This is a genomic window from Allocatelliglobosispora scoriae, assembly GCF_014204945.1.
Classification (GTDB): domain Bacteria; phylum Actinomycetota; class Actinomycetes; order Mycobacteriales; family Micromonosporaceae; genus Allocatelliglobosispora; species Allocatelliglobosispora scoriae.
Genome location: NZ_JACHMN010000002.1, coordinates 1,892,153 through 1,918,457, shown reverse-complemented (window position 1 = coordinate 1,918,457; position 26,305 = coordinate 1,892,153). Strand labels below are relative to the sequence as shown.

Here is a 26,305-nt window from a genome sequence, read left to right as displayed (position 1 = left end):
CCTGGGCGCGGCGGATCCGGAGCTCGCGGCTCGGCAGATGGACCGGCTGGTCGAGTCCGCCCTGCGTGCCGGTGTAGAGCTGGACCTCAGCGAGAATCCGCTGCTCAGGCAGCGGCTCGTCGCGGTGCTCGGCGCCAGCTCCACCCTCGGGGACCACCTCGTCGCCAACCCGGCCGAGATCACCGCTCTCGTCGGTTCGCCCGTCACCGAGCTGCCCACGACGAGCGTCGCGCACCTGCGGCTCGCCTACCTCCACGAGATCCTGCGCATCGCCGCCGACGACCTCGCCGGGGGCGTCGACGTCGAGCGGACGATGACCGCGCTCACCAGACTCGCCGACGCCACGCTGCGGGCCGGTTTCGAGATCGCCGCGGCCCGGGTCGGCCGGCGGCCGAAGCTCGCCGTCATCGCGATGGGCAAGTGCGGTGGTGGCGAGCTCAACTACGTCTCCGATGTGGATGTCATCTTCGTCGCGGAGGAGGACGCCGACCTCGGTGCCGCCACCACCGTCGCCGCCGGGATGATGGAGATCTGCGGGCAGGTCGCCTGGCCGGTCGACGCCAACCTGCGCCCCGAGGGCAGCCAGGGACCGCTCGTGCGGACCATGGCGAGCCACCGGGCCTATTACCACCGCTGGGCCAAGACGTGGGAATTCCAGGCGCTGCTCAAGGCCCGGCCCGCCGCCGGTGACATCGAGCTCGGCGAGCGCTGGCTCGCCGACCTCGAACCACTGATCTGGACCGCCGCCGAACGCCCCGAGGCGGTCGACGAGATCCGGCACATGCGCCGCCGGATCATCGCCCAGGTCGCGGCCGGGGAGCGTGATCGGGAGATCAAGCGGGGTCCGGGCGGGCTGCGCGACATCGAGTTCGCGGTGCAGCTGCTCCAGCTCGTGCACGGGCGGGGCGACACCACGCTGCGGCACACCGGCACGCTGCCCGCACTGCACGCGCTCGTCACCGGCGGGTATATCGGGCGCCGGGACGGGGAGGCGCTCGCCCTGGGCTACCGGTTCCTGCGGCAGGTGGAGCACCGGCTGCAGGTGCAGCGGTTGCGGCGTACCCACACCGTCCCGACCGAGCCCACGGCGCTGCGGTGGCTCGCGCACGGCCTGGGCTACCGGGCGGGTGGGACGCGCGACGCCGTCGAGGCCTTCCGTGCCGACTGGGTCGCGCATGCCGCGGAGGTACGCCGACTCCACGCCAAGCTCTTCTACCGCCCCCTCCTCGACGCGGTGGCGAAGGTGCCCTCGGGCGACCTCACGCTGAGCGCCGACGCGGCGAAGGACCGGCTCACCACCCTCGGTTACGCCGACCCCGTCGGGGCACTGCGCCACATCGAGGCGCTGACCGGCGGCGTCTCGCGGACGGCGTCGATCCAGCGCACCCTGCTGCCGGTGATGCTGGACGAGTGGGCCGACGACCCCGACCCGGACGCGGGACTGCTCGCCTATCGCCGGGTCTCGGAGAAGCTCGGCACCACCCCCTGGTACCTGCGACTCCTTCGCGACGAGGGCCCGGTCGCGCTGCGCCTGGCCCGGCTGCTCGGCACCTCCCGTTACGTCACCGACCTGCTCGAACGCGACCCCGAGGCGCTGCGCCTGCTGGCGCAGGACGCCGAGCTGCTGCCCCGGCCGCGCCAGGCGCTCATCGACGCGATGGTCCACGCTGCTGCCCGGCACACCCAGCCGGAGCAGGCGATCCGTGCGGTTCGAGGGCTGCGGCGGCGGGAGCTCTTCCGCATCGCCTGCGCCGACCTGCTCTCCGCGGCGGGTGAGATCGCGCTCGACCCGAAGGTGACGCTGGACGGCGTCGGCCAGGCGCTCAGCGACGTCACCGACGCCACCCTCACCGCCGGTCTCGCGGTCGCCCGGCTCGCCGCCGACGCCCCCGAGGACCTGCGCTTCACCATCATCGGGATGGGCCGGCTCGGCGGCTACGAGGTGAGCTACCCCTCCGACGCCGACGTGATGTTCGTCTACGACCCGCCGCCGGGGATGCCCGAGGACACCGCGCAGGGGCACGCGCTGGCGATCGCCGAGCACCTGCGGCGGCTGCTCTCGCTGCCCTCGTCCGACCCGCCCCTCGGCATCGACGCCGACCTGCGGCCGGAGGGCAGGCAGGGGCCGCTGGTCCGCAGCATCTCCTCGCACCGGCGCTACTACGCCACCTGGTCGCACACCTGGGAGGCACAGGCGCTGCTGCGTGCCCGCCCGGTGGCCGGGTCGGTCTCGCTCGGCGAGGAATTCCTGGAGCTCGTGGCCGAGCTGCGCTACCCGCCGAAGGGGCTGACCAGGGAGCAGATCATCGAGATCCGCCGGATCAAGGCCCGGGTGGAGACCGAGCGGCTGCCCCGGGGCGCGGACCCGCTCACCCACACCAAGCTCGGCCGGGGCGGCATCGCCGACGTCGAGTGGACCGTGCAGCTGCTCCAGCTCCGCCACGGCCACCGGGTGCCCGGACTGCGGACCACCAGGACCCTCACGGCGCTCGCCGCCGCGCAGGACGCCGGGCTCGTCTCCCCGATGGACGCCGCGGTGCTCGCCGCCGCCTGGCAGCTCGCCGGCCGGGTCCGCAACGCATTGACACTCATCCGCGGCCGAGCGGGTGATCAACTGCCCCGGCACGGGCCGGAACTCGCCGGGATAGCCAGGGTGCTCGCCGCGGGTGACCCGGGCGAATTCCTCGACGACTACCTGCGCGGCACGCGCCGAGCGAGAGCCGTCGTGGAGCGGATCTTCATGGGCTAAGGTGTCCCGATGGCGCTCTATGTGGTCGGTGATGTCCACGGACATCTCGTCCAGTTGACCGACGCGCTGCAGGAGGCCGGGCTCATCGGCGACTCCGGCGGCTGGGTCGGCGGCACGGACAAGCTGTGGTTTCTCGGCGACCTGACCGACCGCGGCCCCGACGGCATCGGCGTGATCGACCTGATCCGCGGCCTGCAGCCCCAGGCGGCCGCCGCGGGTGGCGAGGTCGGCTGCGTCATCGGCAACCACGACCTGCTGCTCTACGGCGCCAAGCTGGTGCCGAACGCGCCCGTCAGCGAGGTCCGCAGCGTCGTGCAGGTGTGGGCGCTCAACGGCGGCCAGGACTCCGACCTGGTCGGGCTCACCCCCGACCGGCAGGACTGGATCGCCGCCCTGCCCGCCGTCGCGCTCATCGACGACCACCTGCTCATCCACGCCGACACCACGGGCTACCTGGAGTTCGGCGACAGCATCGCCGAGATCAACGCCTACGTCCGGGGATTCGTCGCACACCCCGATCCGGCGACCTTCGGCATCCAGACCCGGGTGCTCTTCCGGCGCTTCGAGTTCCTCGACGCCAAGCGCGGCATCACCAACGTCAAGGCCATGCTGGCGGCGCTGGGCGGCTCGCGGATCGTGCACGGGCACTCGACCATCCCGGAGACCTTCGGCGTCGCACCGAACGATGTGGACGGGCCGGTGGTCTACGCGGGCGGGCTCGCCGTCGCCGCGGACACGGGCATCGCGCTCGGCTCCGCCTGCGTTCCCGTCAAACTAACGTAGGCCGGTCTGCAACCAACCGTCCTTCCAGGACGTATCTCCTGAGTTGGGGGTCACCGGAGGTGGTTGGTGGAGGACGTCGAGGGATTCGACGAGTTTTATCGACGAAGCAGGCAGCGGTTGCTGGGCTTCGTCTACCTGCATACCGGTGACGTCACCGAGGCGCAGGATTCGGTGCAGGAGGCGTACGCGCGGGCCTGGCAGCGGTGGTCGACGGTGCGCGAGCACGCCGACCCCGAGGCCTGGGTGAGGGTGGTGGCCACGCGAATCGCCATCAGCAAGTGGCGGAGCCTGCGGACGCGGGCGAAGGCATACATCCGCCACGGAGTCGTGGAGTCGTCGCCGGCACCCAGCTCCGCGACGCTGGAGGTCGTCACCGCACTGCGGAAGCTGCCGGAGGCGCAGCGGACCGCGATCACGCTCTTCTACCTGCTCGACCTCTCGGTCGAGGAGGTCGCCCGCGCCACCGGCGCGCCCACCGGCACGGTCAAGGCACGGCTCGCGAGGGGGCGGGAGAAACTCGCCGGCCTCCTGCGGACCGATGCGAGGGAGGTTGCTGATGCCTGAGCTCAGGCAGGAATATGTGCAGTTCATGGAGTCGGACAAAGCGGATGTGAGCTGGGCCGACGCGGTCGACGTGCGCGCTCGGGGCGACCGGCGGCGGCGCAACGTCGCCATCGCCACACCGGCCGCGGCGGTGTTGGCGCTGGCGTTCGCCGGGGGCATCGTGATCGCCGTCAACCGGGACGATCACCAGCAGGCCGGTACGCGGCAGCTCGCCCACTCCACGCCGACGCCGTCACCGAGCCCGTCGCCGAAACCGTCGCCCTCGCGGACGCCGGCGCACGTCGTCACCTCGGCCGACGTGGCGTGGATCCCCACGGAGGCGCTGCCGCCCACCGCCGAGATGGGCCGGGACCTCGTCGTCTTCGACGTCAAGGAGGCCCAGCCGCAGCCCGACACGCAGGACTGGATCTTCGCGGCGGAGGGGTGCACGGCGTACACGGCGCTCAACGTGCGGCCGGCGAGCTACCTGTTCAAGCTGTCGCAGAAGGTGCGGCGGGCCGGGCCCGGCGTGGCCGGCACGGGTGCGCTGGAGATCCGGCGCTACGCGTCCGCCGACGCCACCCAGGTGCTCGGCGGCGTGCGGCAGGTCGTCGAGGCCTGCCCGACCTATGAGACCCGGGATCCGGTGCTGAGCACGCCGGAGCGCGTGATGGTGAGCCGCCGCAGCTATGTGGTGCTCTCGACCGGGTTCGCCGGTGACGAGTCCCTGCTGATGAAGGGGACGGTGCAGCCGGTGACACCGGCGGGCGAACCGCTCGGCGACGCCGTCGTCAGCGTGCTGGCGGTGATCCGGGTCGACGACCTGGTCACCATCGTCGATCTGGGGCTGAACGATGAGGCCCGGACGATGGAGCTGGCGAAGAAGGCGGCGGTCCGGCTCTGCGCCGCGACGCCCGTCTGCTGACCCGTCGCGGCAGAAGCGGGGCCGTCTCCTCGGAGACGGCCCCGCTTTTTCTGTACACCGTGACTAGGGGGTGAGTGTCAGGGTCTGGCGGGCCACCTTCTCGATGCTCGCGCGATCGAAGCGGAAGGGCAGCAGCTGCCCGGTCCGCCACATCTCGTATTGATCGGTGTAGTTGGCGTGGAACGCGTGCCCCGAGTTGCCGGTGAGCTGGATCCACCGCGAGTCGTCCAGTTTCGCCATGTTGACGATCATCCGCATCGACGGCACCGCGTCCACCTCGTAACCGTCACCCGCGCTCCAGCCGGTCGCGTTGACGATCGCGTCGCCGCCGCTCACGCCGGTCGTCTCGTGGTTGAAGAGCCACTCGATCGGCCCGATGCCGCTCTCGCCGAAGGTCTGGTTGCGTGCGGTGAGCGTGTGCATCTCGCCCCACTTCCAGGCCAGCGGGTCGGTGCCCTGTGCCTCCGCGAGCTCGGTGAACGCCGCGTCCTGTGCCTTGGCGAGGATGTCGTCGCGCTTCTCCGTCGCCGAGGTGGTCCGGTCGTTCCACCAGGGCGATTCCGGCTTGTCGAGCAGACTGCGGACGACCTCGAACCAGCGGTCACCGCCGTCCGGGACGTAGTCGGTGCCGAGCTCGTCGAAGGTCAGGATCAGCAGGTGCTTCCAGACCGCGTTGTAGTAGGCCGCCGCGGCCGAGGACTCCGGCTGCTGGAAATCCCACTCCTTCAGCAGCGCCGCCGCCTCCCGCGCCGAGGTGGGTGCGGTCCGCTCCAGGTGGGGTACGAGGGTGGGCGCGAACCCGTTGCGGTTGTCGAACTGCATCCGCTGGATCTCGTCGAGCCCGATCTTGCCCGCCGATCCGGCCTGCTTGATCATGTCGTTGATCCGCTGGCTGCGGTAGCCGTAGCTCCAGTCGTCGGTGAGGTGGTGCGAGTACTGCGGGCCGATGACCGCCTGGTTGGCGGTGGCGATGAAGCCGCTGGCCGGGTTGAGCACGCTGGGCAGCTCCGCGAACGGGATGAAGCCCTTCCAGTCGTAGGCCGAGTCCCAGCCCGGCGCCGGCCAGTGCCCGTCGCCCTTGCCCCGGACCGGGATGCGGCCGGGGGACTGGTAACCGAAGTTGCCGTCGACATCGGCGTAGACGATGTTCTGCGCGGGCACCTCGAAGAGCGCCGCGGCGGCCCGGAAATCGGTCCAGTCGGCGGCTCGGTTCAGCGCGAAGAGGGCCTCGACCGTCTTACCCGGGTCCAGGGCGGTCCAGCGCAGCGCCATGGCGTACCCATCGGCCGTGGGTTTCTCGGTTTGGACCTTAGCGACCTGGTCCGACGCGCCGATCTTGCGAAGGGCCTCGCTCGCGTCGGAGAGCAGCGGACCGTGCGCGCTGGTGCGGACCGTGATGACCCGGTCCTTGCCGCCCGCGACCTTGATCCTCTCCTCGCGCTTGGTGAGCGGGACCATCTTGCCGTCGACCTCGACGCTGTCGCCCTCGACCCGCTCCAGGTAGAGGTCGATCACGTCGGGGTCCAGGTTGGTGAAGCCCCACGCGATCTTGGCGTTGTGTCCGATGACGACCCCCGGTACGCCGGAGAAGGTGAAGCCGGCGACATCGAGACCGCACTCGCAGTGCAGGCCCATCTGGTACCAGATGCCCGGCAGCGACGGCGAGAGGTGCGGGTCGTTGGCGAGCAGCGGCTTGCCCGTCGTGGTGAGCCCGCCGCCGATGACCCAGGAGTTGGAGCCGATGCCGGGACCGCCGTCGCCGAGGAGCTGCGGAAGCGCGTCGATGCCCCGGGCGAGCGCGTCGATCAGGGGACCGCTGCCGGTGATCGCCGCCTTCGCCGGACCCGCCGGTGCCGATGTCCCACCCGGCACGAAAGCGCCCTTGACGACATCGCCACCGCCGACGATCGGCACGTTGCGGTCGAACGGATAGGCGGGGTAGAGGTCGTTGACCTGCTCGGTGCTGAGCCCGTGCGCGAGCAGCGCGGCGCGGCGGATCTCCGCCTCCATGTTGCCCCGCAGGTCCCACGCCATCGCCTTGAGCCAGGCGAGCGAGTCGATCGGATCCCACTTCTCCACGGTGTAGCCGCTGTTCTGCAGGCCGAGGATCGTGTACTCCAGGCTCTTGGCACCCGTCGCCTCGGTGCCGCCGTTGGCGTCGAGCCAGGCGTTGACGCCCTCGGCGTAGGAGGTGAGGAAGCCCTTGGCCTCGGCGGAGATGAGGCCCCACTCCTGCTCGGCGACCCGGCGCCAGCCCATGGTCCGCAGGTAGACGTCGGTCTCGGCCTGCGACTCGCCGAAGAGCTCGGCGACGCGGCCCGACGTGACGTGGCGGCGGAAGTCCATCTCCCAGAAGCGGTCCTGGGCGTGCAGGTAGCCCTGGGCGCGGTAGAGGTCGTCGGCGTTGGCCGCGTAGACCTGCGGCACGCCCCACTCGTCCCGCAGGACGGTCACCTTCGACTGCAGGCCCTTGAGTGCGAGGGTTCCACCCTGTTCGGGGAACGCCCGGCGCACGGACCAGACGATCGTGCCGGCGAGGATCAAGGCCAGCACCAGCACGGACGCGAGCGCCCAGAGCGCAATCTTGCGAAGGCGTCGCCAGAAGCGGGGGTTTTTCACGTTGGGCAGTGTACGGCCTGGGTACGGCATGTTACCCGCAGGTCAACGTCGAGTCAGCCGCTTTGGGTCGACGGTGGTGTTGATCGGCTCGCCAATGGTAAGCGACTCGCCGATTCCGGCCCGGGTGGTAACGGCGTAATGGTCGTCGGAGAGTTCGTGCAGGGTCATCGCGAATCCGTCCGACAGGGGTTCCACGATGAGGTACCAATGAATCCCGGCCTGGGCGTAAGAACGGACCTTGATGGTCTGGTCGTTGCTCGCGTTGCTGCGGGAGACGACCTCGGCGACGAGGAGGACGTCGCCGGAGCCGATCACGAGATCATCGTCGTGGTCCCCCACGTAGACCACCACGTCAGGGATGGCGATGCGCCCATGCCGAAGTCGGATGTTGATCGCTTGAGCGACCTCGATGCCCTCTGTCACCGCCTCTTGGATCAAGTTGGCGAGCAGGTTGGACACCTGCTGATGGCGAACGGTGGGTGCTGGGGACACGATGAGGCTCCCGTCGAAGAGCTCGACGCGGTTGAGGGTGTGGCCAAGCGCGAAATACCGTTCCTCGGTCCACACGGCCGTCTCGGACTCCTGCGGGTCCTCTAGATCCATCGCTGTCTCCACCACCGCGGTCATGCTGCTCACCTCCGGATCAGCCTCGTCGCTCAGTCTGGCACATTTCTTCGTGATGGGACATTACTTCCTAGTGGCTACCATGGCAAGTGGCAGTTATGGGCAAACTCAAGCTGGAAGACTCGACAAAAAGCGGGCCCCACCGGAAGGTGGGGCCCGCTTGGTGAAGCTGAGCTGCTAGGACGCGGTTTAGACGTCGAAGTAGAGCTGGAACTCGTGCGGGGTCGGCCGCAGGCTGATCGGGTTGATCTCGTTGGAGCGCTTGTAGTCGATCCAGGTCTCGATCAGGTCCGGCGTGAAGACGCCGCCCGCGAGCAGGTACTCGTGGTCGGTCTCCAGCTTGTCCAGCACCGCGGAGAGGGAGCCCGGCACCTGGGTGACGTTGGCGGCTTCCTCGGGCGCGAGGTCGTAGAGGTCCTTGTCGACCGGAGCCGGGGGCTCGATCTTGTTCTTGACGCCGTCGAGGCCGGCCATCAGCATCGCCGAGAAGGCGAGGTACGGGTTGGACGACGGGTCGGGGCACCGGAACTCGATGCGCTTGGCCTTGGCGTTCGTCCCGGTGACCGGGATGCGGGTGCAGGCCGAGCGGTTGCGCTGCGAGTAGACCAGGTTGACCGGCGCCTCGTAACCCGGCACCAGACGACGGTAGGAGTTCACCGACGGGTTGGTGAAGGCGAGCAGCGACGGGGCGTGGTGCAGCAGGCCGCCGATGTACCAGCGGGCCATGTCCGAGAGGCCGCCGTAGCCGGTCTCGTCGTAGAACAGCGGCTGGCCGCCGAGCCAGAGGCTCTGGTGGGTGTGCATGCCCGAGCCGTTGTCGCCGAAGAGCGGCTTCGGCATGAAGGTCGCGGTCTTGCCGGCCTGCCACGCGGTGTTCTTGATCGTGTACTTGAAGAGCTGCATCTGGTCGCCGGCCTGGAGCAGCGTCCCGAAGCGGTAGTTGATCTCAGCCTGACCGGCGGTGCCGACCTCGTGGTGACCGCGCTCGACGGTGAAGCCGAGGTTGATCAGGTTGGAGGTCATCTGGTCGCGCAGGTCGGCGTAGTGGTCGGTCGGCGCGACCGGGAAGTAGCCGCCCTTGTAACCCGGCTTGTAGCCCAGGTTGGGGCCGCCGTTGTCGGACTCGCGGCCCGTGTTCCAGGCGCCCTCGACGGAGTCGATGTAGTAGTAGCCCCGGTTGGCGGCCGTCTCGTAGCGGATCGAGTCGAAGATGTAGAACTCCGCCTCGGCACCGAAGTAGGCCGTGTCCGCGAAGCCGCTGGCGGCGAGGTAGGACTCGGCCTTCCGGGCCACGTTGCGCGGGTCACGGGAGTAGGACTCACGCGTGAACGGGTCGTGGCAGAAGAAGTTGAGCGCGAGCGTCTTCTGCACCCGGAACGGGTCGATGAACGCGGTCGTCACGTCCGGCAGCAGAAGCATGTCCGACTCGTGGATCTGCTGGAAACCGCGGATCGACGAACCGTCGAAGGCGAGCCCGTCGGTGAAGACGGCCGCGTCGAACGACTCGACCGGCACCGTGAAGAACTGCATCTGGCCCGGCAGGTCGCAGAACCGGACGTCGACAAACCGCACGTTCTCGGTCTGCAGGTACCGCAGGAGCTCATCGGAATTGGCGAACAAAACGTCCTCCTGGCAGTGGCATTAGTCAGGTCGCTCGCGGTCACGGGCGGAAGGCGTTCGTTGACTTGCGCGGTGGCCGTTGGCTGGTCGCGACGGTACGAGGATCGGATTGCCCAGTCGTGTCGCCTTTGTTTCCACCGTGTTACACGGTCCCCCGGGAGCACAAATACCACCTGCCGGTACGCTCACCGGGTGACCGAGACCATGCCGGAAACCGTGACCGAGGCTACCCCGTCCCTCGGCCGTCGCTTCGGCGCGCTCCTGATCGACTGGGTGCTCTGCCTCCTCGTCGCCGGCTTCTACGCCGACCCCCGGGTCGTGGCCTGGCCGCCGGTGGTCATTCTCATCCTCGTGTACGCCGTTTTCCTGGGCTTCTTCGCTCAGACACCCGGCATGCGGGTCATGAAGCTGCGCTGCGTGGACGTCGACGACAACGGCTCGATCGGCGTGCTGCGGGGTGCCCTGCGCGGGTTCCTGCTCGCCCTGGTGATCCCCGCGCTGATCATGGACGGACAGCGTCGGGGTCTGCACGACCGGGCTGCCCGATCGATCGTCGTCCCCGCCTGAGCAAGGCACTGTAGCGGGGTTCTGACCTGCGCGTACGCGTATCGGCTGATCTCTGCGCCGGGCGTGTCGGACGGCCTACCGTGAGGTCAGGCCGTTGGCGAAGACGCTCCGAGGAGGCAGTGATGTCTGACGCGTCGTTGCCGGAATATCCGCCTGTGTCCGGTCCGCCGGAGCGCAAACGCCCATCCGCCGGTTTGATCATGCTGTTGATCTTCGGCTCCGTCGCCCTGCTCTGCGGGCTCTGCGTCGCCGCCGGGTTCATCGGCACGGCGATGGTCCGCCGCCACAACGACAAGGTCGCGGCCGGACCGTCGGCGGTGGTCGCGAGCGCGGCAGCGCCGACCCCGGAGGCGAGCCCCAGCCCCACCGAGCCGTCACCCACGCCATCGCCCTCCGGCAAGGGGTTCGGCGACGGCACGTGGCTCGTCGGCAGCGACGTCGAGCCGGGGGAGTACAAGGCTCGGGTGCCCGAGGACTCGGTCGGCTGCTACTGGGCCCGGCTGGCCAGCACGGACGGAACCTCGGACGCGCTCCTCGCCAACGGCCTGAGCCAGCCCGGCGCCCAGGCGGTGGTCACGATCCGCGAGGGCGACAAGGCGTTCCAGTCCCAGGGCTGCGGCATCTGGACGAAGATCCCATAAGAAAATTCGCGTTGATCAAGGGAAGACTCACCATCTCGGGTGCCCGATATGCGGCGAGTCTTCCCTTGATCAACGCGAATTAGGTCGGCGGGACGGCGGGCGGGGCGGTGTTGGGGTCAGCGGCCGCGCATTTGGCGCTGGGCGCCCTTCGGCGGGCGGAACTCCTTGGGGATGCCGCCCTTGGGCATCGCGGGGCGGGCGGTCAGGGCCGTCAGCGCCCGGTCCAGGGCGTTCACCTCTTTGCCGGAGAGGTTCCTCGGCAGCTTCGTCAGGTGGGTGCGGAGCTTGCGGAGCGGGACCATGCCCTCGGCGTTGCCGACGATGATGTCGTAGAGCGGGGCGTTGCCGATCACCTTGCCCAGGCGGCGCTTCTGCTCGGAGAGCAGCGGCTTCACCCGGGACGGCTCACCCTCGGCGAGCAGGATCACACCCGGCTTGCCGATCACCAGGTGCACGAAGTCGTTCTGCACGGTGAAGGCGAGCGGCTGCTCGGCCTTGAACCGCCAGTCTCCCCGCAGCGTGGTGAGCACCTGGGCGCCGGCACCCGGCTGGCCCTCCAGTGAGCTCATCATCGCGGTGTTGGAACGCAGGTTCAGCACGATCAGCACGGCGAGCAGCGTGGTCAGGATGCCCAGCGGGATCCAGACCCAGCTCCCCAGCAGCCCGACCAGGAGAACGGTCAGCGCGATGGGGATGAGCACCGCAGCGACGACCAGCGGGACGAACCAGCGGTCCTGCTTCGCGGTGAACGTGAAGACCTGACCGATCTGCTTCAGTCGTTGGAAGAAGCTGATCTTTTCCTGGGGTTTTGCCGTCGCCATGAGGAGAGAGTGTAGCCGTGCTGCCGAGCCGGAAGCAGCGGAGTGAGGCTTCCGGCACTGTGATGCGGATCAGGCGGCGCGAGCAGCGATGGCCTGCTGGAACAGACGACCGGCCCGGTAGGAGGAGCGCACCAGCGGACCGCTCAGCGCACCGGCGAAACCGATCTCCTCGGCCTCGGCCTGGAGCTCGACGAACTCCTCCGGCTTCACCCAGCGGGTGACCGGGTGGTGCCGGGTGCTGGGGCGCAGGTACTGCGTGATGGTGATCAGCTCGCAACCGGCGGCGTGCAGGTCGCGCAGGGCCTCGGAGACCTCGGCGCGCTCCTCGCCCATGCCCAGGATCAGGTTGGACTTGGTGACGAGACCGGCCGCACGGGCCGCCGAGATCACTTCGAGGGACCGCTCGTAGCGGAACGCCGGGCGGATCCGCTTGAAGATCCGGGGCACCGTCTCCAGGTTGTGCGCGAGCACCTCGGGCCGCGAGCTGAAGACCTCGGCGAGCTGCTCGGGGACCGCGTTGAAGTCGGGGATGAGCAGCTCGACGCCGCACCCCTCGACGAGCGAGTGGATCTGGCGAACCGTCTCGGCGTAGAGCCAGGAGCCGCCGTCGGGCAGGTCGTCGCGGGCGACACCGGTGATCGTCGCGTAGCGCAGCTGCATCGTCGCGACCGACTCGGCGACGCGCCGGGGCTCGTCGGCGTCGAACTCGGCCGGCTTGCCGGTGTCGATCTGGCAGAAGTCACAGCGCCGGGTGCACTGGTCGCCGCCGATGAGGAAGGTCGCCTCGCGGTCCTCCCAGCACTCGTAGATGTTGGGGCAACCGGCCTCCTGGCAGACCGTGTGCAGGCCTTCGCGGCGCACGAGGCCGTGGAGCTGCGTGTATTCAGGTCCCATCTTGGCCTTGACCTTGATCCAGTCGGGCTTGCGCTCGATGGGTGTCTCAGCGTTACGGGCCTCGATGCGCAGCAGGCGACGGCCCTCGGGAACGGCGATGGTCACGTGGGCCAGCCTACGCGTGCCGACACCCGCTCAAACCACTTGAGTGACCGGAATGACCCTTGCTATGGTCACCGGAACAAGGCGATGACGGGCTGAGTCGACGAGTGACGACCGGGCGGACCAGCTCAGAGCCGTGGGGAAGAGGGCTTGTGCCATTAGAACCCCACCGGATTGACCTCCGTCACACTGGTCGAAGAGGTCCCGCCTCCGGGCGGGATAAAGGTGTGGTGGCACCGCGAGGGACCCATTCGCCCACACCTCCTGGGGATCGCGTTGCGCGAGACGAGGAGGACCACCCATGCAACGCATCCTGTCTGAAGCCCTGGCGTCCCATGCCGGGCGGAAAGTCACGATCGCCGGCTGGATTCACCGCCGCAGACTGCTCAAATCCGTCGCTTTCCTGATCCTGCGCGACCGCGCCGGGCTGGCCCAGGTGCTCGTCACCGACCCGGCCGTCCGCGCTCAGCTCGAACTCCTCGGCGAGGAGACCGTGGTGCAGATCACCGGCCTGGTCGTGGCGAACGCCGCCGCACCCGGCGGCGCCGAGCTCACCGAACCCGAGATCACCGCGCTGAGCGAGCCGGTCACCGACCTGCCGGTCGAGCTGCACCGTCCGACGCTGGCGGCCACGCTGCCGACCCTGCTCGACCATGCCGCGGTCACGCTGCGCCATCCGTCCCGCACGGCCGTCTTCGCTCTCTCCGCAGCGTTGGTACGCGGTTTCCGCACCACCCTCGACCAGGCCGGTTACACCGAGATCTTCACGCCGAAGATCGTCGGTTCGGCGACCGAATCCGGGGCCAACGTCTTCGAGCTGGACTACTTCGGTCGCAAGGCCTACCTGGCCCAGTCGCCGCAGTTCTACAAGCAGACGATGGTCGGCGTCTTCGAGCGCGTCTACGAAGTCGGGCCGGCGTTCCGGGCTGAGCCCAGCGACACTGCCCGGCACCTGGCGGAGTTCCTGTCGCTCGACGTGGAACTCGGCTTCATCGAGGACCAGCGGGACGTGATGACGGTCCTGCGCGAGGTCCTCGCGGGGATGCTCGCATCAGCACAGGGCTTCGGCTTCGACCTGCCGACGGTGCCCGCCGAGATCCCGATCCTGCACTTCGCCGAGGCGCTCAAGATCGCCGGGGCGGACCCGGCGGAGCTGGACCTCGCGCCCGCCGACGAACGGGCCCTGGGCGAGTGGGCGCTGCGCGAACACGGGTCGGACTTCCTCTTCGTGGAGGGTTACCCGACCGCCAAGCGGGCGTTCTACACGCATCCGGAGCCGGGCGGGTCGGCGTACAGCCGAGGGTTTGACCTGCTCTTTAGGGGTTTGGAACTGGTCAGCGGTGCGCAGCGGCTGCATCGCCATGACGACTATGTCGCGGCTATCGCGGCGCGCGGCGACGCGATCGAGCCCTACGCGGACTTCCTGGAGGTCTTCCGGCGCGGGATGCCACCGCACGGCGGGTTCGCGATCGGCCTGGAGCGTTTCGTGGCCCGCCTGGTCGGCGCGTCCAACATCCGAGAGGTCACCCTCTTCCCCCGCGACCTGCACCGGGTAACCCCCTGAATTTTAATGCTGGACACGCAGGTGAACCGGTAACAAAAGTCAGGATCAACTTCGCGCTGGAGTTGATCCTGACTTTTGTTGCACTTTGGGCGGCGTGTCCAGCATTAAAATTCAGGGAAGTGGGCGCGCGGACGCCGCGCCGTCGGGCTGGCTGGACCGCGTTGGGCTAGACCGCGAGGAGAGTCGGGGCGTGGCGCTCGACGATCGGGAGGAGCTCGTCGACGGTGACGTCTCGGCCCAGCTCCGCGGAGAGGGACGTGACCGACGCGTCCTTGATGCCGCAGGGCACGATCCGGTCGAAGTAGGTCAGGTCGGGATCGCAGTTGATGGCGAATCCGTGCAGGCTGACGCCCCGCGCCACCCGGATGCCGATCGCGGCGACCTTGCGGTCCGGCCCGCGCTCGTCGGCGCGGACCCAGACACCGGAGCGGCCCTTGACCCGCTCGGCGGCGAGCCCGACCTCGGCGCAGACGTCGATGAGCATCTGCTCGGCCCGACGCACGTGCGCGACCACGTCGGCGAGCCCGCCGCGAATCGTCGGCAGCGTGAGGATCGGGTAGCCGACGAGCTGGCCGGGACCGTGCCAGGTGATCTTGCCGCCGCGATCGACATCGACGACCGGCGTCCCGTCGACGGGACGCTCCCACGCTTCGGTCAGCTTGCCCGCAGTGTAGACGCTCGGGTGCTCCAGCAGCAGCAGCGTGTCGGGCTCGACCCCGTCGACGACGGCCTGGTGCAGCCTGCGCTGCTCGTCCCACGCGGTCTGATAGTCGATCGTGCCCACCCGGACGATGCGAAGCGGATCGGTCCCGGCGGCGAGGCTCGCGACCTCGGTGGCGGCGCTGCTCATGCTCCTCACAGTAATCCGCCCCCGGCACCCGGCCACTGTGCGGCACATCACCCGCACCTCCGAGTAAGGCCACGATCGCCGCAACTCTTCAAGAGTTGGTGCTGAGGACCGCGCACCTGCGGCAGCGATCATGAGACCTGCCACACCCAGACGTCGTCGCGGCGCTGCGGGGCGCCGAGCAGCTTCGTCATCGTCTCCAGCAACGCCTCGGTGTGGATGGGAGCGCGGCCGAACGGGCGGGTCGGGAGGACGACGGCGTCGGCCTGCCAGTACGCCAGGTCGTCCTGCGCGGCCGAGATCATGCTCGGGTAGACGACCGGGACCTCGCCGGTGTTCGCCACCTGCTCCAACAGGGCTGCTGTCGGGCGGGGGACCGGACCGATGCGGCCGCGTCCGTCCGGGCCGCCGGGGCCGAGGAAGAAGCCGGCCGGGACCGTGAAGACCTCGCCGGTCGGGTCGGCCGCCAGCGCCGAAGCCTGCCAGCGCTGCCCGTCGGGGAGCACGTCCGACGGGAGCGGGACCGGGACGAGCACCCCGCCGGGCGGCACCACCGTCTTCCACTCGCCGGAGCTGATGAAGTGCGGCACGCGGGGGCGCTCCACCGCCGGGATCTGGATCGGGAAGAGCGGCAGCAGCCCCGCCACCAGCCCGGCGATCAGCACCGGCCGAGCCACGCGGCGGCTGCCGGCGGGCAGCCGGGGCAGCTCGTCCAGGGCGAGCGCGAGGATCAGGGCGATGATCGGCGCCACCACCAGCGCCAGCCGGGCGGGGAGCGCCGCGTCGAAGACCGGCAGCTTGCCCAGGAAGGCATAGGGCAGCGGGATGTCGATCGAGGTTCCGGCGAATTTGATCCGCGGACCGAAGGAGAGCAGCGCGAAGACTCCGCCGGTGACGGCGAGCGCCCGCAGGGTGGCCCGGCGCTCCGGGCGCAGCCGCCAGAGGAGGATCAGGCAGGCGATCGCGACGAGCAGCAGCGGCAGGCCGAAGAAGGAGTTCTCCTCGGTCGGGTTGGGCGCAAGATCGCTGTTGAGGCCGAGCGCCCCGGCGAGGGAGAGCTTCGGGAACGAGCCGTAGGCGGCCACGTCCTCGCTGTGGATCCGGTGGTCGAACCCGGTCCCCTCATAACGCTGCGGACCGGCGAAGTGCAGGTAGAGCGGGTAGGCGAGGAGGATCCCGGCGACGATCGCGGTGATGCCGAGCCCTTTGAGATAGGGCTTGACCACCGCGCCGAGCCGGTCACGCCGGGCCGGGACCCACACGAGCAGGAAGACCGCCCAGGCGAGCGCGGTGAAGAAGAGCGCCTCCGCGGCGATGGAGAAGGTCACCCCGACGAGCAGGCCGAGCAGGATGCCTCGGCGGAGGGGTCGGCGGTGCAGGCCCATCAGGTTGGCGAGGATCAGCGGGATGAGCCACTGCGCGGTCCAGTTGAGGTGCGAGTTGGCGTGCGAGACGAGTGCCGGGGCGAACCCGGCGAAGATCCCGGCGACTCCGGCGGCGACCGGGCTCATGTCGAGTTTGCGCTGGAAGAGCCAGTACCACGCGTAGGCCGACCCGGCCAGGTTGAGCGTGAGGATCGCCAGGAACGACACCGACGGGCCGAAGAGGAAGGTCACCGGGGCGAAGAGCCAGGCCAGCACGGTGATCGAGGTGTTGACCGCGAGGTTGACCTGGTCGGGTGCGTTGAGCAGGCCGGTCAGCAGCGGGTTGTCCAGGCCGACGAGGCTGTGCCCGCCGAAGGCGAGCAGCCACTCGAAGAGGGCCTGGTCACCGGAGTTGACGGCGACGGCACGCCCGTTGGGGTCGAGCCAGAGGGCGCTGGTGACCCAGATCGCGAGGGCGACGGCGATCACGGCGACGATCAGGTCGGCGCGCCGAGGCCTGCGGGGGAGTGGCTGGGGGGTTGGTGACACTCGGTGAACCCTATCAACCGATCGGCGTGGCGCCTTGTTCGCTTAATGAAAACGACATTCAATACCGGTAAGCACCTTTGCCCGTACCAGGAGGATTGAATGTCTCTGAACGTCCCCACCGCGCTGCTGGAGCGAGCCGCGGCCGGCCAGGTCGATGACGCCGAGTTCGTCGGGGTTGTCCGCGAGTCGCTGCCCTACGCGTGGACCGTGATCTCCGCCGCAGCCGCCGACCTCGCCGCCAATCCCGGCGCCGACCTCGGCGAGCACGAGGTGCCGCCGCCGTCGGAGGCCGAGCGTGGCGAACTGCTCCGCGCGCTCGCCAGCGACGCGATCCGCGGCGGTCTTGAGCGTCACTTCGGCGTCAAACTCGCCTTCCAGAACTGCCACCGCGTCGCCGCGTTCCGGCTCGGCGCCGTCGGCGAGGCCACCTACCAGGAGTTCATCTCCGTGCGGGGCCAACTGCTCAACCAGAGCCCGGAGCTTCGCGACTGCTAGCAGTCCCGCACAATTGGCACATGCGGATCGTGGTGGCCGGTAGCTCCGGCTTTCTGGGCACGAAGCTCGTCGGCACCTTACGCGCCGACGGGCACGAGATAACCAGGTTGGTACGCCGACCGGCCACCACGCCCACCGAGGCGTCCTGGGACCCCGAAGCGGGTCGCCTGGACGCCTCGGTGCTCGACGGAGCCGACGCCATCGTCAATCTCGGCGGCGTCGGTGTCGCCGACAAACGGTGGACCGACTCCTACCGCCGTGAGCTGCGTACGTCCCGGATCGTGCCGACGAGCCTGCTCGCCATGACGCTCGCCACGATGCCCGCCGACCGGCGCCCCAAGGTGCTGATCAACTCCTCGGCGGTCGGCTTCTACGGCGACACCGGCGACACCCTCGTCGACGAGGAGGCCGAGCCCGGCGACGACTTCCTGGCGATCCTCTCCCGCGACTGGGAGACGGCCGCCCGGCGGGCTGAGATGGCCGGTGTGCGGACGGTGATGCTGCGGACGGGTTTCCCCCTGGACCCCGGCGGCGGGCTGCTCAAGCCGCTCCTGCTGCCCTTCAAGCTCGGGGTCGGCGGCAAGATCGGTAACGGGGGCCAGTACGTGCCGTGGATCTCGATGGTCGACTGGCTGAACGCGGTGCGGTTCGTGCTGGAGCACGACGAGATCGCCGGCCCCGTCAATCTGGTGGGGCCGCAGCCGGCGACGAACGCCGAGTTCACGAAGGCACTCGGCGAGGCGCTGCACCGGCCCACCTTCTGGCGTATCCCGGGCCTGGCGATGAAGGTCGTCGCGGGCGATGTCGCCGCGGACATGGTCGCCAGCAAGCGGGTGCTGCCGAAGGTGCTGCTCAACGCCGGTTTCACGTTCCAGCACGAGACGGTACGTGAGGCGCTCGCCGCCGTCCTGCCCTGACCGGGCCGGTCGCGCGTCCTCTTAGAGTTCCTAACACAATGGGATGACTCGGGTGGCTCGGGCGCGTCTCGGGTCGCTCGATCCTGTTGAGCAGGTGGTGAGGAAGGGTGAACGGCCGCCGTGGATCGTGCCGGACGAGTTGTGGCGGCGGATAGAGCCGTTGCTGCCGGTCAAGCCGCGCCGGTTCCGTAGCCCCGGCCGGTCGCGGTTGTCGGACCGCCAGGCGTTGCAGGGCATCCTGTTCGTGCTGCACACCGGTATTCAGTGGGAGTTCCTGCCGCAGGAGCTCGGGTTCGGGTCCGGGATGACCTGCTGGCGGCGCCTGGCGGAATGGAACGACGCCGACGTCTGGCAGCGTCTGCACGAGGTGCTGCTGGCTGAACTGCACCAGGCCGGGCGTTTGGACTGGTCTCGCGCGGTCATCGACTCCTCGCACGTGCGCGCCGCCCGCCGCGGCCCAAAAGCGGACCGAGCCCGGTCGACCGTGCCAGACCCGGCTCCAAGCACAACTTCCTGACCGACGGCGCGGGCATTCCCCTGGCCGTCACGCTCTGCGGCGGCAACCGCAACGATGTCACCCAGCTCATTCCACTGATCGACGCCATCCCCGCGATACCAGGCAAGCGCGGCAGGCCGCGCCAGCGTCCGGACGAGCTGTACGCCGACCGCGGTTACGACCACGACAAATACCGCAGACTCGTACGCGCCAGAGGCATCCGGCCACACATCGCCCGCCGGGGCGAAGCCCACGGCTCCGGCCTGGGCACCATCCGATGGGTCGTCGAACGCACCATCGCCTGGTACCACGGGATGAAACGCCTACGCATCCGCTGGGAACGCCGAGACGACATCCACGAAGCCTTCCTCAGCCTCGCCACCTGCATCATCACGTTCCGACACGTCAACCGACTCTGTTAGGAACTCTTAGACCAACTCTTCAAGAGTTGCGCCGATCTTGATCAGCTCGGCCCGGGCCGAGCCTGCATGATCGCGCTGCTTCCCGGAAACAGGCCCCTCGCGCGCCGGGTGAGCGCCTTATTTCCGGGAAACAGCGCGATCATGCAGGCGCGAGCGCCGACTTTCCCGGAAGGGGCGCGATCTTGGATACACGTGAAGAACGGGTGAGGGGCGCTCCGCAATCGCGGAGCGCCCCTCACCATCGCGTGCTTACAGGCCTAGGTCGGCCTCGAAGTTGCCGCCCTCCAGGCGCTCCTTGATCGAGCTGAGGAAACGGGCGGCGTCGGCGCCGTCCACCAGCCGGTGGTCGTAGGAGAGTGCCAGGTAGACCATGAAGCGAGGCAGGATCAGCTCGCCGAGGTCCGGGTCGTCCACCACGACCGCGCGCTTGACGACCGCGCCGGTGCCGAGGATCGCGACCTGCGGCTGGTTGATGATCGGCGTGTCGAAGAGGGCACCCCGGCTGCCCGTGTTGGTCAGCGTGAAGGTGCCGCCCGACAGCTCGTCCGGGCTGATCTTGCCGGTGCGGGTCCGCTCGGCGGCCTCGCCGATCCGCTTCGCCATACCGGCGAGGTTGAGGTCGCCCGCGTTGCGGATCACCGGCACCATCAGGCCCCGGTCGGTGTCGACGGCCATGCCCAGGTGCTCGGCGTCGTGATAGGTGATCGTGCCGGCTTCCTGGTCGATCTGCGCGTTGACGGTCGGGTAGATCCGCAGCGCCTCGACCGCGGCCAGGGCGAAGAACGGCAGGTAGGACAGCTTCACGCCGTGCTTGGCGAGGAAGTCGCCCTTCGCCTGGTCCCGCAGCTTGGCGATCTTGGTGATGTCCACCTCGACGACCGTGGTGAGCTGCGCGGAGATCTGCAGCGACTCCACCATGCGCTGCGCGATGAGCGAGCGCATCCGGGACATCTTCTCGGTCCGGCCCCGCAGCGGGCTCGGCTCGGCTGCCGCCTTGGCCGGGGCCTTGGCTGCCGTCGCCGGTGCGGCTGCGGCGGGTGCCTTCGCCTTCTCAGCGGCGTCGAGCACATCCTGCTTGCGGATGCGGCCGCCGACGCCCGTACCCGTCAGGGTGGCGAGGGCGACGCCGTGCTCGGCCGCGAGCTTGCGGACGAGCGGGGTGACGTAGCCGTCGCCGCTCGGCGCGCCGGCCGGAGCCGCAGCGGGCGCTGCTGCGACCGGCGCGGGCTGGACAGCAGGAGCTGCCGGCTGGGGAGCAGGTGCTGCGGGCTGCGCTGCGGGCGCGGCCGGTGCCGCGGGCTGAGCAGCCGGAGCAGCGGCGGCCGGAGCCGGCGCGGCGGCCGGAGCGGCCGGGGCAGGCGTCTGGGCGGGAGCAGCGGCAGGAGCGGCAGGAGCGGCACCGGCGGTGCCGATCACCGCGAGCGTCGCGCCGACCGGTGCGGTCTCGTCCTCGGCGACCTTGATCTCCAGCAGGGTGCCCGCAACCGGCGACGGGATCTCGGTGTCGACCTTGTCGGTGGAGACCTCGAGCAGCGGCTCGTCGACCTCGACGCTGTCGCCGACCGCCTTGAGCCAGCGAGTGACGGTGCCCTCGGTGACGCTCTCGCCCAGTGCGGGCAGCGTCACCGGCGTGGAACCGCCGGAGCCGGCCGGCGCGGCGGCCTCAGCGGCCGGAGCCGCAGGCGCGGCCTCGGCGGCGGGAGCAGCCTCGGCGGGAGCGTCCTCGGCGGGGGCGGCCTCGGCAGGCGCGGCCTCCACCGGCTCGGCGGCCGGAGCCTCCGCCGGAGCAGCCGGAGCCGGTGCGGCCTCGGCGGCGGGCTCGTCGGAGTCGGAGATGACGGCGAGCTCGCTGCCGACCTCGGCCGTCTCGTCCTCACCGACAACGATCTTCGTCAGGATGCCCGCCGCAGGGGAGGGGATCTCGGTGTCGACCTTGTCGGTGGAGACCTCGAGCAGCGGCTCGTCGACCTCGACCCGGTCCCCCTCCTGCTTCAGCCAGCGGGTGACGGTGCCCTCGGTGACGCTCTCCCCGAGGCGCGGCATGGTGACCGATACCGGCATCTCAGCTATCTCCTTGTGATCAATCCGATGAGTTCTCAGGCGTGGGCGTGCAGCGGCTTGCCGGCGAGCGCCAGGTGCGCCTCGCCCAGAGCCTCGTTTTGCGTCGGGTGAGCGTGGATCAGCTGCGCGACCTCGGCCGGGAAAGCCTCCCAGTTGACGATGAGCGCGGCCTCGCCGACCTGCTCACCCATGCGCGCGCCGATCATGTGGACGCCGACGACCGGCCCGTCGACGACGCTGACGAGCTTGACGAAGCCCTGCGTCTTGAGGATGCCGCTCTTGCCGTTGCCGCCGAGGTTGTAGTTGAGCGACTTGACCTTGTCGTCGCCGTACTTCTCCTTGGCCTGGGCCTCGGTGATGCCGACCGACGCGATCTCGGGGTCGCAGTAGGTGACGCGCGGGATGCCCGACTCGACGATGACCGGCGGGTTGAGGCCACCGATCTCCTCGGCGACGAAGATGCCCTGGGCGAAGCCGCGGTGCGCGAGCTGCAGGCCGGGGACGATGTCGCCGACGGCGAAGACGTTGGGCACGTTGGTGCGCAGGCGCTCGTCGGTGAGGACGAAGCCACGCTCCATCTTGACGCCCTGGGCCTCATAGCCGCAGTTTGCGGTGGAGGGGCCGCGGCCGACCGCGACGAGCAGCACCTCGGCCTCGAGGACCTCGCCGCCCGCGATCGTGACCTTGACGCCGGTGTCGGTCTTCTCGAGCTTCTCGAAGGGCTTGCCCACCTTGAAGCCGATGCCGCGCTTGCGGAAGGTGCGCTCGAGCTGCTTGCTGATGTCCGCGTCCTCGGCGGCGACCAGTCGGGGCAGCGCCTCGACGATCGTCACGTCCGAGCCGAGGGACTTCCAGGCGCTCGCGAACTCGACGCCGATGACGCCGCCGCCGAGCACGATCGCGCTCGCGGGGAGCTTGTCCAGCACGAGGGCGTGCTCGCTGGCGAGCACCTTCACCCCGTCGACCTCGAGGCCTGGGATGGTCTTGGAGTACGAGCCGGTGGCGAGCACGATGTTGCGGCCCGTGTAACGGGTGCCCGCGACCTCGACCACATTGGGCGCCACGAGCGTGCCGGTGCCCTCCACGTAGGTCACCTTGGCCGACTTGATCAGACCTTGGAGACCCTTGTAGAGCTTGCCGACGATGTCGTCCTTGTAGGTGTTGACGCCCTTCATGTCGACACCGAGGAACTCGGCCTTGATGCCGAAGGCCTCCGCCTCGCGGGTCTGGTCGGCGACCTCGCCGGCGTGCAGCAGAGCCTTGGTCGGGATGCAGCCGCGGTGCAGGCAGGTGCCGCCCAGCTTGTCCTTCTCGATGAGCACGACGCTCAGGTTGAGCTGTGCTGCACGGAGCGCGGTCGCGTAGCCACCGCTGCCCCCACCGAGAATCACTACGTCGAACGTGTCGCTCACGTCACATCTCCCACGTCGCATCTGGCTGCATGCGTGCCGCGACGATCGGCCGGGCACCTCATCTCCGGTCATCTTGTCACTTAAAGACCGTCCCCGCGCACAGAGGTGCCCAAGACCACGTTCTCCTCAGTAACCTATGTGCGCGCCGCCCTACACTGGGAGCGCTGAAACCGTGACGTGGGAGGCATTGGTGGGCTGGTTGCGACGCCTGTTCGACAACGATCGCTCACCCGTGAGGCAGACAATCAACGCAGATCTCGCACATCTTGAGAACTTCGTGCGTACGCGTTATGGGGTCGAGGCCTTCATCGAACCGAAGACGACGGTCACCGAGACCACCGTCATCCTCATCGCCCACGATGGTGAGTGGACCCGCCGCCGGGTCAGCGACCCCGGCGCGGCGTGGCAGTTCGGCAAGCGGCTCAACATTCCCGTCTATGACGTGAAGCTGACCGGCTATCCGCAGCGGATGCGCGATTACAACGAACGTCGGCGCGGCCGCTGAGCGGCCCCCTCAGCCGACCGCTGAGGGGGCGCGCTTCGCCTATCCGTTGGCGGCGATGTCCTCCACCATGGCGATCAGGGTCCGTACGGGCACCCCGGTGCCGCCCTTCGTCAGGTACCCGCTCGCCTCGCCCGAGTTGAAGGAGGGCCCGGCGATGTCGATGTGCGCCCAGTCGACGCCGTCGGCCACGAACTCGCGCAGGAAGATGCCGCCCTGCAGCATGTGGCCCGACCGCTCCATGCCTGCGCTGACCTGCAGGATGTCGGCGACGTCGGACTCCATCGTCTTGCGGATCTCGTCGGGCAGCGGCATCGGCCAGCCGGGCTCGCCGACCTCGTCACCCGCCGCCTTGATCCGGGCGGTCAGGGACTCGGTGCCCATCAGCCCGGAGATCTTCTTGCCGAGTGCGATCACCTGGCCGCCGGTGAGCGTGGAGGTCTCCAGCAGGTAGGCCGGGTTGTCCTCGCAGGCGCGGGCCATCGCGTCGCCGAGGATCATGCGGCCCTCGGCGTCGGTGTTGAGCACCTCGACCCGCTTGCCGTTGCGCATGGTGACCACGTCACCCGGCCGGTACGCCGTGCCGGAGAGCATGTTCTCCGCCATCGGGATGTAGGCGACGACCTCGACGGCGGGCTTCAGCGCGCTGATCGCGATCATGGTGGACGCCACCGCGGCAGCACCCGACATGTCCGACTTCATCTCCCACATGCCCTGAGCGGGCTTGATCGAGACGCCACCGGTGTCGAAGGTGATGCCCTTGCCGATCAGCGCCACCCGGGTGCCGGCGTTCTCGGGCTTGTAGTGCAGGCGTACCAGCCGAGGTTTTGCCTCCGAGCCGTCGCCGACGGCGATGATGCCGCCGTAACCGCCCTCGCGGAGCGCCTTCTCGTCGAGGACCTCGACGTCGAGGCCGGCCTCGCGGGCGGCGGCCGCGACCTGGTCGGCGAAGACCGGCGGGGTGAGCTGGTTGGCGGGCACGTTGACCCAGTCGCGAGTACGCGCGACCGCCGCGCCCACGATCGCCGCACGGGTCAGCTCGGCCTGCGCGTCGGTGTCGGCGGCGTCGGAGACGAGGACGGCGACGGCGCCGACCGGGGCCCGCAGCCCCTTGGCGGGCTGTGACTTGTAGCCGAAGAAGCGGTAGCCGCCGAGCAGCGCCCCCTCGGTGAGTGCGCGCAGGGCCGGGGTGACCGGCTCGGCCTCGTCGTCGGAGAGGGGCAGGGCGAAGGCGACGCGCTCGCACCCGGCGAGGGCCCGGATGACGTTGCCGGCGGCGCGGCGGAGGGTCTCGGTGGCGGGGGCGGCGCCGGTGGGTTCCGGCCCGAGGCCGACGGCGACGACGAGCGGTGCGGTGACGGCGCCGAGCGTGGCGAGTTTGGTGACCTCGCCGACGCTGCCGGTGGCGCCGAGCAGGCTCAGCGTGGCGCTCAGCCTGCCTTCGAAGGCAGCCGCGATGCTCTCCGCCCCCGAAGCGAGCAGCAGATCACCTGGCTTGCCGTCGGAATCGCCGGGGCTGTGCACGCCGATCACCACTGCGTCGACCGCGAGTTCCGCGGGGTCGGTGTCGAACAGGCTCAGGGTTGCTGCGGAGGTGGTCACACGGGACTCCGAATCGGTAGTGATCTGACCTGCCGATGCTATCCACATCGTGGACCCCGGGTAAGTTCCCACCCATGACTGAGGCATATACGGCTCTTCTGGAGTCACCGCTGCACGCTCGGCATATTGCCCTTGGTGCGAAGTTTGCCCCGTTCGGTGGGTGGCAAATGCCCATCGAGTATGCCGGTGGTGGCGTGATCCGCGAGCACACGGCAACCCGGGAAAGTGTCGGAATCTTCGATGTCTCCCACCTCGGCAAGGCCCGCCTCACCGGATCCGGTGCCGCGGCCTACGTCAATGCGTGCCTCACGAACGACCTCGACCGGATCAAACCGGGCAAGGCGCAATACACGCTCTGCTGCGATGACGCCACCGGCGGTGTGGTCGATGACATCATCGCCTATCTGCACAGCGACGACCATGTCTTCCTGATCCCCAACGCGGCGAACACCACCCGCGTGGTGGAGCTGCTCCAGGCCGGTGCGCCCGAGGGGATCACGATCACCAACGAGCACCGCGACTACGCGGTCCTCGCGATCCAGGGTCCCAAGTCGGCGGAGCTGCTCACGCTGCTCGGCCTGCCGGTGGACCATGAGTACATGAGCTTCGAGACCGCGACGCTGGGCGGGGTCGAGCTGACCGTCTGCCGCACCGGCTACACCGGCGAGCACGGCTACGAGCTGGTCGTCCCGTCCGCCGACGCGCTCGCGGTCTGGGATGCCCTCTTCAGCACGGGGATCGAGGCGCGGGCGTGTGGGCTCGGTGCTCGGGACACGCTGCGGACCGAGATGGGCTACCCGCTGCACGGCCAGGACCTCTCCCTCGACATCACGCCCGTCCAGGCCCGCTCCGGCTGGGCCGTCGGCTGGTCCAAGCCCGCCTTCTGGGGCCGCGACGTGCTGCTGGCGGAGAAGGCCGCCGGTCCGCGCCGCTCGCTGCGCGGGCTCGTCGCCACCGACCGGGGCATCCCGCGCGCCCACATGACCGTCTACCGCGGCGACGAGGTCGTCGGCGAGATCACCTCGGGCACCTTCTCGCCGACCCGCAAGGCCGGCATCGCGCTCGCCCTGCTCGACACGGCGGCCGAGCTCGCCGAGGGCGACACCGTCGAGGTCGACGTCCGCGGTCGCCGCTCGGCCATGACCGTCACCAAGCCCCCGTTCGTGAGCACCTCGGTCAAGTAGCC

20 protein-coding genes and 2 pseudogenes are annotated in these 26,305 nt (G+C 69.5%); 12 read left to right on the top strand and 10 right to left on the bottom strand.

Annotated features, from left to right (window positions below; all coding sequences use genetic code 11):
• Positions 1 to 7 precede the first annotated feature (7 nt).
• The 4 genes and pseudogenes from F4553_RS14280 to F4553_RS14265 all read left to right on the top strand — a co-directional run.
• A pseudogene (locus tag F4553_RS14280) lies at positions 8 to 2,749 on the top strand (bifunctional [glutamine synthetase] adenylyltransferase/[glutamine synthetase]-adenylyl-L-tyrosine phosphorylase); the annotation flags it as partial.
• A 9-nt stretch (positions 2,750 to 2,758) separates the two neighbouring features.
• Entirely contained in the window at positions 2,759 to 3,532 is a 774-nt protein-coding gene (locus F4553_RS14275) for a metallophosphoesterase (protein ID WP_184836186.1), read from the top strand.
• Positions 3,533 to 3,598: 66 nt separating this feature from the next.
• Positions 3,599 to 4,096, top strand: coding sequence for a SigE family RNA polymerase sigma factor (locus F4553_RS14270; RefSeq protein ID WP_184836184.1), 498 nt, complete (start codon positions 3,599 to 3,601; stop codon positions 4,094 to 4,096).
• Positions 4,089 to 5,000: a hypothetical protein gene (locus F4553_RS14265; RefSeq protein ID WP_184836182.1), complete on the top strand. Its 912-nt coding sequence runs from the start codon at positions 4,089 to 4,091 to the stop codon at positions 4,998 to 5,000. The genes F4553_RS14270 and F4553_RS14265 overlap by 8 nt, the downstream gene beginning before the upstream one ends.
• A 63-nt stretch (positions 5,001 to 5,063) precedes the next feature.
• Here F4553_RS14265 and F4553_RS14260 read toward each other — a convergent pair whose 3' ends face one another.
• The 3 genes from F4553_RS14260 to glnA all read right to left on the bottom strand — a co-directional run bounded on the left by F4553_RS14260 (position 5,064) and on the right by glnA (position 9,863).
• Positions 5,064 to 7,619, bottom strand: a complete 2,556-nt coding sequence (locus tag F4553_RS14260) for a penicillin acylase family protein (protein WP_312875210.1) — start codon at positions 7,617 to 7,619, stop codon at positions 5,064 to 5,066.
• A gap of 42 nt (positions 7,620 to 7,661) precedes the next feature.
• Complete coding sequence (locus F4553_RS14255) at positions 7,662 to 8,246, bottom strand: Uma2 family endonuclease (RefSeq protein WP_184836178.1); 585 nt, start codon at positions 8,244 to 8,246, stop codon at positions 7,662 to 7,664.
• 186 nt (positions 8,247 to 8,432) lie between these two features.
• Positions 8,433 to 9,863 carry a type I glutamate--ammonia ligase gene (glnA, locus tag F4553_RS14250; RefSeq protein ID WP_184836176.1) on the bottom strand — a complete coding sequence of 477 codons (1,431 nt, stop codon included), beginning with the start codon at positions 9,861 to 9,863 and terminating at the stop codon, positions 8,433 to 8,435.
• Between the two features lie 204 nt (positions 9,864 to 10,067).
• Between glnA and F4553_RS14245 the strand changes: the two genes are divergently transcribed.
• A complete protein-coding gene (locus tag F4553_RS14245; protein ID WP_184840748.1) occupies positions 10,068 to 10,430 on the top strand; it encodes an RDD family protein in 363 nt (120 codons plus the stop codon).
• Positions 10,431 to 10,630: 200 nt separating this feature from the next.
• A complete protein-coding gene (locus F4553_RS14240) occupies positions 10,631 to 11,071 on the top strand; it encodes an Rv1352/Rv1906c domain-containing protein (protein ID WP_184836174.1) in 441 nt (146 codons plus the stop codon).
• A gap of 116 nt (positions 11,072 to 11,187) precedes the next feature.
• Here the strand turns inward: F4553_RS14240 and F4553_RS14235 are convergent, their stop codons facing one another.
• Both F4553_RS14235 and lipA read right to left on the bottom strand, forming a co-directional pair.
• Positions 11,188 to 11,892, bottom strand: coding sequence for a DUF4191 domain-containing protein (locus F4553_RS14235; protein WP_184836172.1), 705 nt, complete (start codon positions 11,890 to 11,892; stop codon positions 11,188 to 11,190).
• 69 nt (positions 11,893 to 11,961) lie between these two features.
• Positions 11,962 to 12,891, bottom strand: coding sequence for a lipoyl synthase (gene lipA / locus F4553_RS14230; protein ID WP_312875209.1), 930 nt, complete (start codon positions 12,889 to 12,891; stop codon positions 11,962 to 11,964).
• A gap of 298 nt (positions 12,892 to 13,189) precedes the next feature.
• Between lipA and aspS the strand changes: the two genes are divergently transcribed.
• A complete protein-coding gene (gene aspS, locus F4553_RS14225) occupies positions 13,190 to 14,452 on the top strand; it encodes an aspartate--tRNA(Asn) ligase (RefSeq protein ID WP_184836170.1) in 1,263 nt (420 codons plus the stop codon).
• Between the two features lie 166 nt (positions 14,453 to 14,618).
• On the opposite strand, the gene lipB is transcribed toward aspS, so the two are convergent.
• Positions 14,619 to 15,302, bottom strand: a complete 684-nt coding sequence (gene lipB / locus F4553_RS14220) for a lipoyl(octanoyl) transferase LipB (RefSeq protein WP_184836168.1) — start codon at positions 15,300 to 15,302, stop codon at positions 14,619 to 14,621.
• A gap of 128 nt (positions 15,303 to 15,430) precedes the next feature.
• Positions 15,431 to 17,212, bottom strand: a complete 1,782-nt coding sequence (locus F4553_RS14215) for a DUF6311 domain-containing protein (protein WP_184836166.1) — start codon at positions 17,210 to 17,212, stop codon at positions 15,431 to 15,433.
• A 99-nt stretch (positions 17,213 to 17,311) separates the two neighbouring features.
• Between F4553_RS14215 and F4553_RS14210 the strand changes: the two genes are divergently transcribed.
• The 3 genes from F4553_RS14210 (at position 17,312) to F4553_RS14200 (ending at position 19,542) form a co-directional block, all read left to right on the top strand.
• The gene (locus tag F4553_RS14210; protein WP_184836164.1) at positions 17,312 to 17,707 is read left to right on the top strand and encodes an SCO5389 family protein; all 396 of its coding nucleotides are present in this window, start codon (positions 17,312 to 17,314) and stop codon (positions 17,705 to 17,707) included.
• A 20-nt stretch (positions 17,708 to 17,727) separates the two neighbouring features.
• Positions 17,728 to 18,624, top strand: coding sequence for a TIGR01777 family oxidoreductase (locus tag F4553_RS14205; RefSeq protein WP_184836162.1), 897 nt, complete (start codon positions 17,728 to 17,730; stop codon positions 18,622 to 18,624).
• 124 nt (positions 18,625 to 18,748) lie between these two features.
• A protein-coding gene (locus F4553_RS14200; RefSeq protein ID WP_376776267.1) for an IS5 family transposase occupies positions 18,749 to 19,542 on the top strand; the annotation gives its coding sequence in 2 pieces (ribosomal slippage) (positions 18,749 to 19,082 and positions 19,082 to 19,542; 795 coding nt in all).
• Positions 19,543 to 19,791: 249 nt separating this feature from the next.
• Here the strand turns inward: F4553_RS14200 and sucB are convergent.
• Together sucB and lpdA are read right to left on the bottom strand one after the other, a co-directional pair.
• On the bottom strand, positions 19,792 to 21,603 hold the full coding sequence (gene sucB, locus F4553_RS14195) for a 2-oxoglutarate dehydrogenase, E2 component, dihydrolipoamide succinyltransferase (RefSeq protein ID WP_184836160.1): 1,812 nt from the start codon (positions 21,601 to 21,603) through the stop codon (positions 19,792 to 19,794).
• 35 nt (positions 21,604 to 21,638) lie between these two features.
• Positions 21,639 to 23,046: pseudogene (lpdA, locus tag F4553_RS14190) on the bottom strand (dihydrolipoyl dehydrogenase).
• A 168-nt stretch (positions 23,047 to 23,214) separates the two neighbouring features.
• Between lpdA and F4553_RS14185 the strand changes: the two are divergent.
• Positions 23,215 to 23,520 carry a hypothetical protein gene (locus F4553_RS14185; RefSeq protein WP_184840744.1) on the top strand — a complete coding sequence of 102 codons (306 nt, stop codon included), beginning with the start codon at positions 23,215 to 23,217 and terminating at the stop codon, positions 23,518 to 23,520.
• Positions 23,521 to 23,559: 39 nt separating this feature from the next.
• Here the strand turns inward: F4553_RS14185 and F4553_RS14180 are convergent, their stop codons facing one another.
• A complete protein-coding gene (locus tag F4553_RS14180) occupies positions 23,560 to 25,119 on the bottom strand; it encodes a leucyl aminopeptidase (protein ID WP_184836155.1) in 1,560 nt (519 codons plus the stop codon).
• 74 nt (positions 25,120 to 25,193) lie between these two features.
• On the opposite strand from F4553_RS14180, the gene gcvT reads away from it, so the two are divergent.
• Positions 25,194 to 26,303: a glycine cleavage system aminomethyltransferase GcvT gene (gene gcvT / locus F4553_RS14175; RefSeq protein WP_246466332.1), complete on the top strand. Its 1,110-nt coding sequence runs from the start codon at positions 25,194 to 25,196 to the stop codon at positions 26,301 to 26,303.
• Positions 26,304 to 26,305 lie beyond the last annotated feature (2 nt).